We start from the raw sequence: 12,513 nt of genomic DNA, 5'->3' as shown, positions 1-12,513 counted from the left end.
CCTGGCAACGCACAGATTGGGATAAATTCGGATTAGGATGAGCAGAGTCGCGGGGATCGACCAGAGATAAGCGTCGCGATTCGAATCGCGACGCGGGCAGCATCAGGCGAAACGGCTCGCCTGCTCAAAGCTCAGTCGCGGCAGGCGCGGATGCAGTTTTGATGCGTCACCATAGCCAAGGTTAATCAGCAGGTTAACCTGATACTGACCGTCGGGGAAAAAGGCGTCATTGACTTTGGCCGGATCAAAACCGGACATCGGACCGGCATCCAGACCCAGCGAACGCGCCGCCAGAATCAGGTAGCCCGCCTGCAGGCTGCTGTTACGGAAAGCGGTCTCTTTTGCCGCTTCTGGGCTGCCGGTAAACCAGCTGCGCGCATCAGCATGCGGGAACAGGGCGGGCAGCTGCTCATAGAACTCGCGGTCCCAGGCCACAATCACCGTGACCGGCGCGCTCATGGTTTTTTCCAGATTGCCGGAAGAGAGTGCCGGTTTCAGCTTCTCTTTGCCTTCCGCCGAGGTCACGAAAACAAATCGCGCAGGCGAGCAGTTCGCCGAGGTCGGGCCCAGTGCCGTTAAAGCATAGAGCTGCTCCAGCAGGGCGTTATCGACGGGCTTAGCCTGCCAGTAACTGTGGGTGCGGGCGTCATTAAACAGCGTGTCCAGTGCGGCAGTGTCGAGCGGTGTACTCATGCAACTCTCCTGTTTCAGGCGAAAAAGTTCGCCCAACGGTGTTCACGTAGTGGGTTTGCGTCCGGTCCGGCGCGGCGGGATGAGGCGGGGATCACTCACCGCAATCCGTCGCCGCACGTCAGATCGGCGCTTCAACCGTTATACGGCAATGCCGTGCCGCCGCAAAATAACATATCAGCAAGAATCAACGCAGAGGCGGGAATAACAGGGAGGCAGCGTGGCAGGAAATCTGGCCTGACAGCAGGACGCTATCAGGCCAGCACGGTTATTTACCGATACAGAAGCTGGAGAAGATGCGACCCAGCAGATCGTCAGAAGTGAACTCGCCGGTGATCTCGCTTAACGCCTGCTGGGCAAGACGTAACTCTTCCGCCAGTAGCTCACCGGCCCAGGCACCGAGCAGCTGCGCTTTACCCTGCTGTAAGTGCGTTGCCGCCAGCTCCAGCGCCTGCAGATGACGGCGACGCGCCAGGAAGCCGCCTTCCATATTGCCGGCGAAGCCCATGCTCTGCTTCAGGTGATCGCGCAGCTCGTCCACGCCCGCGCTGGTGCGTGCCGACAGGCGAATCAGTGAGTGACCATTTACTTCTGTCAGACCGAGAGACTCACCGGTGACATCCGCCTTGTTGCGGACCACGGTAATCGGCAGTTCGGGCGGCAGACGGGAGACGAAATCGGGCCAGATCGCCGCCGCTTCGGTGGCATCGGTCGTCGTGCCGTCCACCATAAACAGCACGCGATCAGCCTGTTCGATCTCCTGCCAGGCGCGCTCAATCCCTATGCGCTCCACTTCGTCGCTGGCTTCACGCAGACCGGCGGTGTCGATGATATGCAGCGGCATGCCATCAATATGAATATGCTCACGCAGTACGTCACGGGTGGTGCCTGCGATATCCGTGACGATGGCGGCGTCACGGCCCGCCAGCGCATTCAGCAGGCTCGATTTGCCCGCATTAGGCCGGCCCGCAATCACCACTTTCATCCCTTCACGCAGCAGGCTGCCCTGACGTGCTTCGGCACGGACGGCATCCAGGTCGCCGATCACCGTATTCAGCTGCGCTTCGATTCTGCCGTCAGAGAGGAAATCGATCTCCTCATCCGGGAAGTCGATAGCGGCTTCGACATAGATCCGCAGGTGAGTGAGTGCTTCCACAAGATGATTGATACGGGTGGAGAAGACGCCCTGCAGGGAGTTCACTGCCGAACGCGCCGCCTGCTCAGAGCTGGCATCAATCAGGTCAGCAATCGCTTCGGCCTGCGCCAGATCGAGCTTGTCATTCAGAAACGCACGTTCTGAAAACTCACCCGGCTGAGCGATACGCACGCCAGGCAGCGCCACGATGCGCTTCAGTAGCAGGTCCAGGATCACCGGGCCGCCGTGGCCCTGCAGCTCCAGCACATCTTCACCAGTAAAGGAGTTAGGACCAGGAAACCACAGCGCAATGCCCTGATCCAGCACGCGGCCATCGCTATCGGTGAACGGCAGATAATCGGCGTAACGCGGCTTAGGCAGTTTGCCCAGTAGCTGGCGGGCGACCTCTGCCGCCTGGGCGCCAGAGACGCGCAGAATGCCTACGCCGCCGCGTCCGGGCGGCGTCGCCTGGGCAACAATGGTATCGCTGTGGCTCATAAATTTTCTCTCGCTACAAAAAACACAGGCGGTCGCTTTGACCGCCTGAGAATAGACTATTTTAGGGCGGGATTGCTCCCGCTCTGGATCGCTTACGCTTTCTTCTTGTCGCGGCTATGCAGACCACGTTTTTCCAGGCCGCGATAAATCAGCTGCTGCTGGAGAATGGTGACCAGGTTGCTGACGATGTAGTACAGCACCAGACCTGACGGGAACCACAGGAAGAACACGGTGAAAATCACCGGCATGTACGTCATGATCTTCTGCTGCATCGGATCGGTCACGGTGGTCGGTGACATCTTCTGAATGAAGAACATGGTGATGCCCATCAGAATCGGCAGGATGTAGTACGGGTCCTGCGCTGACAGGTCATGGATCCACAGAATAAATGGCGCATGACGCAGTTCAACCGAGCCTGACAGCATGTAGTAAAGCGCCAGGAAGATTGGCATCTGAATCACCAGCGGCAGACAGCCACCCAGCGGATTCACTTTCTCTGCTTTATACAGCGCCATCATTTCCTGGCTCTGCTTCTGCTTGTCATCACCCAGACGCTCACGCATCGCCTGAATTTTCGGCTGCAGCATGCGCATCTTCGCCATCGAGGTGTACTGCGCTTTGGTCAGCGGGTACATGATGCCGCGCACGATGAAGGTGATCACGATAATGGAGAAGCCCCAGTTACCGATGAAGCTGTGGATAAATTTCAGCAGTTTGAACAGTGGCTGAGAGATAAACCACAACCAGCCGTAATCCACGGTCAGATCAAGGTGCGGCGCAATCGCAGCCATCTTGTCCTGAATTTCCGGGCCGACCCACAGCGTTGCACCCAGATTCTGCTGTGCGCCCGCGGCAATGGTGACCGGTGCAGATTTATAGCCAATCGCCGCCACGCCATTACCCAGGTTGCTGGTGTAAAGGGTGTTGGTGCCTTCGGTACGCGGAACCCATGCCGTTGCAAAGTACTGCTGCAGCATCGCAACCCAGCCATTGCTGGTGGTGGCGTTCAGGTTCTCGTTATCCGCGATGGTGTCGAATTTATACTTCTCATATTTCGACTCGCTGGTGGAGTAGGCCGCGCCACGGAAGGTGTGCAGAGCAAAGTTGTTGCTGCCGGTATCACGATGCTTAGGCAGATCGATAGTCTGCTTCAGCTGGCCAAACAGCGACACTTCCAGCGGCTGCTGGGTGGTGTTGTTGACATGATAATCGACATTAACGGCATATTCGCCACGCTTGAAGATGAAGGTTTTGGTGTAAACCACGCCATTTTCAGCGGTGTAGGTCATCGGCACACGCAGTTCGGACTGGCCATCAGCCATCTCGAAGTGATCCTGCGCAGCGTTGAACAGCGGACGCGCGCCGTTGTTCGGATTATCCGGGCCATTACGACCGGTCAAACCACTCTGTGCCTGATAAAGGAACGCTGGCGTTGTTTCAAGCAGCTGGAACGGCTGGTTAGAACCCAGTTTGTCCGGGAAAGTCAGCAGCTGTGCTTGTTCAACATCACCGCCTCGGGTGTTGATATTCAATGACAGGACATCAGTCTTAACGGTGATCGTCTGGCCCTGACCGCTGGCCGGTACACCCTGACTGGCGGTATCACCCGCTACGCTGTTTGTGCCTTGTGTGGTCTGCGTCTGCTGTGGCTGCGGAGCGTGGTCCGTCTGCCAGGCTTGCCAGATCATAAAGGTCACGAACAGAAAAGCGATGAGAAAGAGATTGCGTTGCGAATCCATCGTTAATGTTCTCTGGTATCAAAGGTTTTTGGCGGCACAGGATCGTCACCACCCGGGTTCAAGGGGTGGCATTTTAATACGCGTTTTAATGTCAACCAACTGCCTTTTATCAGGCCGAACCTGCGTAATGCCTCAATTCCGTAATGAGAGCAGGTCGGGTGAAACCGACAGTGTGGTCCCAGTAATGGACTGATGCCGCGTTGATAGACGCGTATCAGGACGATCAGGAGCCGCGCGCCAGGCGACAGTGACGACGCCATAATTTCTCCAACGCTTCCGCCAGCATACGGTTATCCAGATCGGCAACCCCCTTCTTCGCGACCACCACGAAGTCCATCGACGGCAGTTCATGTTGACGCAGACGAAAGCTTTCGCGGGTCAATCGCTTGATCCGGTTGCGTTCATGAGCGCGTTTCACATGTTTTTTAGCGACGGTGAGACCGATGCGGGGATGCCCCAGCGCGTTAAGGCGGCCGAGAATAGTAATTTGCGGCGTGCCAGCCCGTTGTGGCTGCTGGAAGACGAAAGTGAAATGAGTGGGAGTTAACAAACGTAACTCCCTGGGAAATGCGAGCTTACCCATCAGGGCTTGCTTTATTACTTAGAAACGGTCAGACGAGAACGGCCTTTAGCACGACGACGTGCCAGAACCTGACGACCATTTTTTGTTGCCATACGAGCACGGAAACCGTGTGAACGGTTGCGCTTCAGTACGGACGGTTGAAAAGTGCGTTTCATGGCGGTTTCTACCTAAACTTGAAAATTTTCACTGGGTGACGCGTTTCGGGCCAGAAAATCGACCTACGCCTCAATGTGTCTTTAATAAAGAGGCGGGATTGTAATAATTGTACAGTCCCGAGTCAATTTACTTCGCGTGTCATAGTGCCTGAAAACCCGCATACAGCCCGCAGAGTCCCGACTTTGCGCCTGATGGCTCAATGTCGGGTGGAGAATTATACGGGCTCCGCACTAAAGCGCAAGGATCGCACGGGATCTTATTGCGATCGGCTTGCCGGATCCTGGGGATAAAATGAGATGTCGCCCGAAATTTTAATGGATTGCGTCAGATCCCTGCTGGTTTTTCCCGCAACTGGCGTAAACTTCTTTGCGCGCCTCTGGCCTGTGGATAAAAAGGATCAAAACTGTGTAGAAAGGGAAGATCTCTGCCTCGCTTTGCGCTATGATCCGCCCTTCCGCTGACGATCCTCCGGTGATTGCAGGACGGAAAACCGCTGATAGCGGTCGCAGGCGCTTTCTTAGCGTCTGTGTCAAAAATGAACGTTTCTTAGAGTAACGCCTACTATTCTTTTCGAATTTGTACGAGTGGAGTCCGCCGTGTCACTTACGCTTTGGCAACAGTGTCTTGCCCGTTTGCAGGATGAGCTTCCTGCCACCGAATTCAGCATGTGGATCCGTCCACTACAGGCTGAGTTAAACGACAATACGCTTGCCTTGTATGCTCCAAATCGCTTCGTACTCGACTGGGTTCGGGACAAATACCTTCATAGTATCAATGCACTGCTGAATGAATTCTGCGGTCCAAACGTGCCCACGCTGCGTTTTGAAGTGGGAACGCGCCCGGTTCAGCAGCAGGCGGCAGCGGTCAGCCAGCCTGTAATGGCCAGCGTCAGCGCGCCCGTGATGCCCGTACAGAGCCATATTCGTCCGGCCCCGACGCAGATCATGCGTCCCAGCTGGGATAATGTCCCGGCTCCGGCCGACGTCACCTATCGCTCAAATGTGAACAACCGTCATAACTTCGATAACTTCGTCGAGGGTAAATCTAACCAGCTGGCGCGCGCGGCGGCACGTCAGGTGGCGGATAATCCAGGCGGCGCTTACAACCCGCTGTTTCTGTATGGCGGCACCGGTCTCGGTAAAACGCACCTGTTGCATGCGGTGGGCAACGGCATCATTGCCCGAAAACCCAATGCAAAAGTGGTTTATATGCACTCCGAGCGCTTCGTGCAGGACATGGTTAAAGCACTACAGAACAATGCGATTGAAGAGTTCAAACGCTACTACCGTTCGGTAGATGCGCTGCTGATCGATGACATTCAGTTCTTTGCTAATAAAGAGCGATCGCAGGAAGAGTTCTTCCACACCTTTAATGCCTTATTAGAGGGCAATCAGCAGATCATCCTCACCTCGGATCGCTATCCAAAAGAGATCAACGGGGTGGAAGATCGTCTTAAATCACGTTTCGGCTGGGGTTTAACGGTGGCGATCGAGCCGCCTGAGCTGGAAACGCGTGTGGCGATCCTGATGAAAAAAGCGGATGAGAACGACATCCGTCTGCCTGGTGAAGTCGCCTTCTTTATTGCCAAGCGGTTACGCTCTAACGTGCGTGAGCTGGAAGGCGCGCTGAATCGCGTGATCGCCAATGCCAACTTTACTGGCCGGGCGATTACCATCGACTTCGTGCGCGAAGCGCTGCGCGATCTGCTGGCGCTGCAGGAAAAGCTGGTCACCATCGATAATATTCAGAAGACCGTGGCTGAGTACTACAAAATTAAGGTAGCGGATCTGCTTTCCAAGCGCCGTTCGCGCTCGGTGGCACGTCCGCGCCAGATGGCGATGGCGATGGCGAAAGAGTTAACCAACCATAGCCTGCCAGAAATTGGCGATGCTTTTGGGGGTCGCGACCATACAACGGTGCTTCATGCCTGCCGCAAGATTGAGCAGCTGCGTGAAGAGAGCCACGATATCAAAGAAGATTTCTCTAATCTCATCAGAACATTATCTTCCTGACGCTATGAAATTTATTGTTGAACGTGAGCAGCTGCTGAAGCCGCTGCAACAAGTAAGTGGTCCCCTGGGTGGTCGTCCGACGCTGCCGATCCTTGGAAACCTGCTGCTGCAGGTAACTGAAGGTTCGCTGTTGCTGACCGGTACCGATCTGGAAATGGAGATGGTCGCACGCGTGGCGCTGACTCAGGCACATGAGCCTGGATCCACCACCGTTCCGGCGCGCAAATTCCTCGATATCTGTCGCGGATTGCCGGATGGCGCAGAAATTACTCTGGCACTGGAAGGCGATCGCATGCTGGTGCGCTCTGGCCGCAGCCGTTTTTCGCTGTCGACCCTGCCCGCCAGTGACTTCCCGAATCTTGACGACTGGCAGAGTGAAGTTGAATTTACCCTGCCGCAGGCAACGCTGAAACGGCTGATAGAAGCGACCCAGTTTTCGATGGCGCATCAGGATGTGCGTTACTACCTCAACGGCATGATGTTTGAAACCGAAGGGGAAGAGCTGCGCACCGTGGCCACTGACGGTCACCGTCTGGCCGTCTGCTCCATGCCGATTGGTCAGGCGCTGCCGAGTCATTCGGTGATTGTGCCGCGTAAAGGCGTGATTGAACTGCTGCGTCTGCTGGATGGCGGCGATACCCCGCTGCAGGTTCAGATTGGCGGCAGCAATATCCGTGCGCATGTCGGCGACTACATCTTTACCTCTAAGCTGGTTGATGGCCGTTTCCCCGATTATCGTCGCGTATTGCCGAAGAATCCCGACAAAGCGCTGGAAGCGGGCTGCGATCTGCTCAAACAGGCCTTTGCCCGCGCCGCTATCCTCTCTAACGAGAAGTTCCGCGGTGTTCGCCTCTATATCACCGAAAATCAGCTGAAGATCACCGCCAATAACCCTGAACAGGAAGAAGCGGAAGAGATGCTGGATGTCAGCTATAACGGCACGGAACTGGAGATTGGCTTCAACGTCAGTTACGTGCTGGATGTGCTCAACGCGCTGAAGTGCGAAAACGTCCGTCTGCTGCTGACCGATTCGGTATCGAGCGTGCAGATTGAGGATGTGGCGAGTCCGGCAGCGGCCTATGTCGTCATGCCCATGCGCTTGTAGAATATATCGGCCTGGCTTACTTGCCATTCTGATTCCGGGCAGTGCTCGCCCCTGGTCACATATTTCAGTATGCTCCCAGGGCCTGCGCGCTTCTTGTAGAATATATCGGCCTGGCTTACTTGCTACGTTGTGCCCCGGCAGTGCTCGCCATCCTCACGTACTTCAGTACGCTCCGGTGGCTGTGCGCTGGCGGGGCGCAACGTAGCTGCGACGCCGACGGCCTGGTGACTGAGGTATCGGGCAAACCTGCTTTGCCGTTGACGCCCTGGATCGCCAGGCCCAAAACTTTATTGCCCTTCACGCTGGACTGATTCATGGCTTTAACCCGCCTTCTTATCAAAGATTTTCGTAATATTGAGCAGGCTGACCTGCAGCTGGCACCCGGCTTTAATTTCCTGGTCGGCGCCAACGGCAGTGGTAAAACCAGCGTTTTAGAGGCGATTCATACTCTGGGGCATGGCCGTTCGTTTCGCAGCCTGCAGGCGGGACGCGTGATTCGTCACGATGAGGCGGCGTTTGTGCTGCATGGGCGTCTGGAAAACAAAGAGCGGGAAATTTCAGTCGGGCTGACCAAAAACCGTGCCGGTGACAGCAAAGTGCGCATTGATGGCAGCGATGGTCACAAGGTCGCGGAGCTGGCGCAGCTGTTGCCGATGCAGTTAATCACCCCTGAAGGCTTTAGTTTGCTGAATGGCGGCCCCAAATATCGCAGAGCCTATGTCGACTGGGGCTGCTTTCATAACACCCCCGGCTTTTTTAACGCCTGGAACAACATGCGCCGCCTGCTTAAACAGCGGAACGCGGCGCTGCGCCAGGTCTCACGTTACAGCCAGATTCGTCCCTGGGATCAGGAGCTGGTTCCGCTGGCTGAACAGATCAGCCAGTGGCGGGCGGAATACAGTGCGGCGATTTCAGCGGAGATCACCGCCACCTGTGGCCAGTTTCTGCCGGAATTTGAGCTGCGCTTCTCATTCCAGCGTGGCTGGGACAAAGAGAGCGACTACGCCGAACTGCTGGAACGTAACTTCGAGCGCGATCGCGCACTGACCTATACCGCCAGCGGCCCCCATAAAGCGGATTTTCGTATTCGGGCTGAAGGGACGCCGGTAGAAGATTTACTCTCACGCGGGCAGTTAAAACTGCTGATGTGTGCATTGCGTCTGGCACAGGGCGAGTTCCTGACAAGCCAGAGCGGACGCCGCTGTATTTACCTCATTGATGACTTTGCTTCTGAGCTGGATGAGAGCCGCCGACGCCTGTTGGCGGAACGGTTAAAAGCCACTCAGGCTCAGGTGTTTGTCAGCGCAATTTCTGCCGGACATGTAATCGACATGACCGACGAAAAGGGCAAGATGTTCCGCGTGGAACAGGGTAAAATAGCGGTTCAACCTGAAGATTAAAATGAGCGAGAAACGTTGATGTCGAATTCTTATGACTCCTCAAGTATTAAAGTCCTGAAAGGACTTGATGCGGTACGCAAACGCCCGGGCATGTATATCGGCGATACCGATGACGGTACCGGTCTGCATCACATGGTATTCGAGGTCGTGGATAACGCAATCGACGAAGCGCTCGCTGGTCACTGTAGTGACATTGTGGTCACCATCCATGCCGATAACTCCGTATCGGTGCAGGATGATGGACGCGGCATTCCTACCGGTATTCACGAAGAAGAGGGCATCTCTGCCGCTGAAGTGATCATGACCGTGCTGCATGCTGGCGGTAAGTTCGATGATAACTCCTATAAAGTCTCCGGCGGCCTGCACGGCGTGGGCGTCTCCGTGGTTAACGCCCTGTCGCAGAAGCTGGAGCTGACCATTCGTCGCGAAGGCAAAGTGCATCAGCAGATTTACGTCCATGGCGTACCGCAGGCACCGCTGGCGGTGACGGGTGAGACCGACATTACCGGGACCCGTGTGCGTTTCTGGCCGAGCCACGAAACCTTTACCAACGTGCGCGATTTTGAGTATGACATCCTGGCGAAACGCCTGCGTGAACTCTCATTCCTGAACTCCGGCGTGTCGATTCGTCTGGATGATAAGCGTGATGGCAAAAGCGATCACTTCCACTATGAAGGCGGCATCCGGGCGTTTGTTGAGTACCTCAACAAAAACAAAACCCCGATTCACCCTACCGTGTTCTATTTCTCTACCGAGAAAGATGGCATTGGTGTGGAAGTGGCGCTGCAGTGGAACGACGGCTTCCAGGAAAATATCTACTGCTTTACCAACAACATCCCACAGCGCGACGGCGGTACACACCTCGCCGGTTTCCGTTCAGCGATGACCCGTACCCTGAATGCCTACATGGAAAAAGAGGGTTACAGCAAGAAGGCCAAAGTCAGCGCCACCGGTGATGATGCCCGTGAAGGTCTGATCGCTGTGGTTTCGGTGAAAGTGCCGGATCCTAAATTCTCCTCGCAGACCAAAGATAAACTGGTCTCCTCCGAGGTGAAAACAGCGGTTGAGCAGCAGATGAATGAACTGCTGGCTGAATACCTGCTGGAAAACCCTTCAGACGCCAAAATTGTAGTCGGCAAAATCATCGACGCTGCCCGTGCCCGTGAAGCGGCACGCCGCGCCCGTGAAATGACCCGCCGTAAAGGCGCGCTGGACCTGGCGGGTCTGCCAGGCAAACTGGCGGATTGCCAGGAGCGCGACCCGGCGCTGTCTGAAATCTACCTGGTGGAGGGTGACTCCGCAGGCGGCTCGGCCAAACAGGGCCGTAACCGTAAAAACCAGGCGATTCTGCCGCTGAAAGGTAAGATTCTTAACGTTGAGAAAGCGCGTTTCGACAAGATGCTCGCCTCCCAGGAAGTGGCCACGCTGATCACCGCGCTGGGCTGCGGTATTGGTCGCGACGAGTACAACCCGGACAAGCTGCGCTATCACAGCATCATCATCATGACCGATGCCGACGTCGATGGTTCGCACATCCGTACCCTGCTGCTGACCTTCTTCTATCGTCAGATGCCTGAAATCATTGAGCGCGGCCACGTTTATATCGCCCAGCCGCCACTCTACAAAGTGAAGAAAGGCAAGCAGGAGCAGTACATCAAAGATGATGAAGCGATGGATCAATACCAGATCGCTATCGCGCTTGATGGCGCGACGCTGCACACCAATGCCAGCGCGCCGGCGCTGGGCGGTGAGCCGCTGGAGACGCTGGTCACTGACTTCAACAGCACCCAGAAGATGATCAAGCGTATGGAGCGCCGTTATCCGATGGCCATGCTGCGTGCGATGATTTATCACGACACGCTGAGCTACCTGACCAGCGAAGCAGAGGTTACAACCTGGCTGAATGGTCTGGTGAGCTATCTGACTGAACGCGAAGCGCATGGCAGCACCTATCTGGCACAGGTGCGTGAAAACCGCGAATCAAACCTGTTCGAGCCGGTACTGCGCGTCCGTACCCACGGTGTAGATACTGACTATCCGCTGGATGCTGATTTCATTCAGGGTCCTGAGTACCGCAAAATCTGCGCTCTGGGCAGCAAACTGCGTGGTCTGCTGGAAGAGGATGCTTACATCGAGCGTGGCGAGCGTCGTCAGCCAGTGGCAAGCTTCGAACAGGCGATTGAGTGGCTGATTAAAGAGTCGCGTCGCGGCCTCTCGGTCCAGCGCTACAAAGGTCTGGGCGAGATGAACCCGGAGCAGCTGTGGGAAACCACCATGGATCCAGACAGCCGTCGCATGCTGCGCGTCACCATTAAAGATGCGATTGGCGCTGATCAGCTGTTCACTACCCTGATGGGCGATGCGGTTGAACCGCGCCGCGCCTTCATCGAAGAAAATGCGCTGAAAGCCGCCAATATCGATATTTAACCGGCATCAGAGATGAAAGGCCATCACCCAGGTGATGGCCTTTTTTTTGTGCCGTCCGGGCGGAAAACCCGCCAGGGCGTGCCTTCCTGCCCGTATGCTGCGATCCCGATCACGTTTTAACCCGGTCAGCTCCCTTACTCTTGCCCCTCTTTGCGCATTTACCGCGCACTATTCCACACAGGGAGTTACACCATGATTGTTTGCGATCGTCACGACTGGGACAGAGAACGTCACGCCTTTCATCCGGTAGTCGATCAGGCGATAAGCTGGATTGCCAGCACAGATTTCAGCCAGCTGGAAACCGGCAAATATGAGATCCTGCCCGACAACAAAATGTTCTGTCTGGTGCAGGAGATGATGACCGAACCGGCCAGCGCACGCAAAGCGGAGTCCCACTTCAACTACATCGATATTCAGTATCTGCTGGCAGGCACCGAAAATATTGGCGTGGCCCGTGCCCATCCCGACCAGCACATCACCGAAGATTTTGCCCAGCAGCGAGACGTCGTTTTTTATCAGAAGATATTGAATGAGTCTGTGATTACGCTGATGCCCGGCATGTTCGCGCTCTTTTTCCCGCACGATATCCATCGCCCCTGCTGCGCCCCTGGCGAACCCGCAACAATCCGAAAAGCCGTGATTAAAATCCACCGCGATCTCTTTACCGCCTGAAACTGGTGATCAGCTGGCCGTTCTCGCCTGCCACGAAACTGGTCAATGTGCGCTGAATCGCGCTAGCATTGAACAAAACCCAGACGCTACGAGGAC

Annotated in this window: 11 protein-coding genes; 5 read left to right on the top strand and 6 right to left on the bottom strand. The window is 55.8% G+C overall.

Annotation, left to right across the window (positions count from 1 at the left end; genetic code table 11):
• Nucleotides 1-102 precede the first annotated feature (102 nt).
• The 6 genes from LC417_RS19475 to rpmH all read right to left on the bottom strand — a co-directional run bounded on the left by LC417_RS19475 (nucleotide 103) and on the right by rpmH (nucleotide 4,800).
• Nucleotides 103-693: a malonic semialdehyde reductase gene (locus LC417_RS19475; protein WP_010258936.1), complete on the bottom strand. Its 591-nt coding sequence runs from the start codon at nucleotides 691-693 to the stop codon at nucleotides 103-105.
• Between the two features lie 265 nt (nucleotides 694-958).
• Complete coding sequence (mnmE, locus tag LC417_RS19470; protein WP_010258935.1) at nucleotides 959-2,323, bottom strand: tRNA uridine-5-carboxymethylaminomethyl(34) synthesis GTPase MnmE; 1,365 nt, start codon at nucleotides 2,321-2,323, stop codon at nucleotides 959-961.
• Nucleotides 2,324-2,415: 92 nt separating this feature from the next.
• Nucleotides 2,416-4,062 (bottom strand): membrane protein insertase YidC, encoded by a 1,647-nt coding sequence (gene yidC / locus LC417_RS19465; protein ID WP_010258933.1) that lies wholly within the window; start codon nucleotides 4,060-4,062, stop codon nucleotides 2,416-2,418.
• 2 nt (nucleotides 4,063-4,064) lie between these two features.
• Nucleotides 4,065-4,322 carry a membrane protein insertion efficiency factor YidD gene (gene yidD, locus LC417_RS19460; RefSeq protein WP_008926397.1) on the bottom strand — a complete coding sequence of 86 codons (258 nt, stop codon included), beginning with the start codon at nucleotides 4,320-4,322 and terminating at the stop codon, nucleotides 4,065-4,067.
• The gene (gene rnpA / locus LC417_RS19455) at nucleotides 4,286-4,645 is read right to left on the bottom strand and encodes a ribonuclease P protein component (RefSeq protein ID WP_008926396.1); all 360 of its coding nucleotides are present in this window, start codon (nucleotides 4,643-4,645) and stop codon (nucleotides 4,286-4,288) included. Before rnpA ends, yidD begins: the two co-directional genes overlap by 37 nt.
• A 14-nt stretch (nucleotides 4,646-4,659) precedes the next feature.
• Nucleotides 4,660-4,800: a 50S ribosomal protein L34 gene (gene rpmH / locus LC417_RS19450; RefSeq protein ID WP_003849659.1), complete on the bottom strand. Its 141-nt coding sequence runs from the start codon at nucleotides 4,798-4,800 to the stop codon at nucleotides 4,660-4,662.
• Between the two features lie 597 nt (nucleotides 4,801-5,397).
• Here rpmH and dnaA point away from each other — a divergent pair.
• The 5 genes from dnaA (at nucleotide 5,398) to LC417_RS19425 (ending at nucleotide 12,417) form a co-directional block, all read left to right on the top strand.
• Nucleotides 5,398-6,813 (top strand): chromosomal replication initiator protein DnaA, encoded by a 1,416-nt coding sequence (gene dnaA / locus LC417_RS19445; RefSeq protein ID WP_223566250.1) that lies wholly within the window; start codon nucleotides 5,398-5,400, stop codon nucleotides 6,811-6,813.
• 4 nt (nucleotides 6,814-6,817) lie between these two features.
• Nucleotides 6,818-7,918, top strand: a complete 1,101-nt coding sequence (gene dnaN, locus LC417_RS19440) for a DNA polymerase III subunit beta (RefSeq protein ID WP_010258930.1) — start codon at nucleotides 6,818-6,820, stop codon at nucleotides 7,916-7,918.
• A gap of 314 nt (nucleotides 7,919-8,232) precedes the next feature.
• The gene (gene recF, locus LC417_RS19435) at nucleotides 8,233-9,318 is read left to right on the top strand and encodes a DNA replication/repair protein RecF (protein ID WP_010258927.1); all 1,086 of its coding nucleotides are present in this window, start codon (nucleotides 8,233-8,235) and stop codon (nucleotides 9,316-9,318) included.
• An 18-nt stretch (nucleotides 9,319-9,336) separates the two neighbouring features.
• Nucleotides 9,337-11,745, top strand: a complete 2,409-nt coding sequence (gene gyrB, locus LC417_RS19430) for a DNA topoisomerase (ATP-hydrolyzing) subunit B (protein WP_223566249.1) — start codon at nucleotides 9,337-9,339, stop codon at nucleotides 11,743-11,745.
• A gap of 192 nt (nucleotides 11,746-11,937) precedes the next feature.
• A complete protein-coding gene (locus LC417_RS19425; protein ID WP_010258925.1) occupies nucleotides 11,938-12,417 on the top strand; it encodes a YhcH/YjgK/YiaL family protein in 480 nt (159 codons plus the stop codon).
• Nucleotides 12,418-12,513: the final 96 nt, after the last annotated feature.

Source organism: Pantoea sp. OVA07A, assembly GCF_019969975.1.
GTDB lineage: Bacteria > Pseudomonadota > Gammaproteobacteria > Enterobacterales > Enterobacteriaceae > Pantoea > Pantoea agglomerans.
The sequence above is the reverse complement of the archived record's forward strand: the minus strand, read 5'-3'. Positions and strand labels throughout refer to the sequence as shown.

Excerpts from the sequence above, each read along its gene's own strand:
- LC417_RS19475 (WP_010258936.1), bottom strand. The coding sequence starts at position 693 with ATGAGTACACCGCTCGACACTGCCGCACTGGACACGCTGTTTAATGAC.
- mnmE (WP_010258935.1), bottom strand. The coding sequence starts at position 2,323 with ATGAGCCACAGCGATACCATTGTTGCCCAGGCGACGCCGCCCGGACGC.
- yidC (WP_010258933.1), bottom strand. The coding sequence starts at position 4,062 with ATGGATTCGCAACGCAATCTCTTTCTCATCGCTTTTCTGTTCGTGACC.
- yidD (WP_008926397.1), bottom strand. The coding sequence starts at position 4,322 with ATGGCGTCGTCACTGTCGCCTGGCGCGCGGCTCCTGATCGTCCTGATA.
- rnpA (WP_008926396.1), bottom strand. The coding sequence starts at position 4,645 with ATGGGTAAGCTCGCATTTCCCAGGGAGTTACGTTTGTTAACTCCCACT.
- rpmH (WP_003849659.1), bottom strand. The coding sequence starts at position 4,800 with ATGAAACGCACTTTTCAACCGTCCGTACTGAAGCGCAACCGTTCACAC.
- dnaN (WP_010258930.1), top strand. The coding sequence starts at position 6,818 with ATGAAATTTATTGTTGAACGTGAGCAGCTGCTGAAGCCGCTGCAACAA.
- recF (WP_010258927.1), top strand. The coding sequence starts at position 8,233 with ATGGCTTTAACCCGCCTTCTTATCAAAGATTTTCGTAATATTGAGCAG.
- gyrB (WP_223566249.1), top strand. The coding sequence starts at position 9,337 with ATGTCGAATTCTTATGACTCCTCAAGTATTAAAGTCCTGAAAGGACTT.
- LC417_RS19425 (WP_010258925.1), top strand. The coding sequence starts at position 11,938 with ATGATTGTTTGCGATCGTCACGACTGGGACAGAGAACGTCACGCCTTT.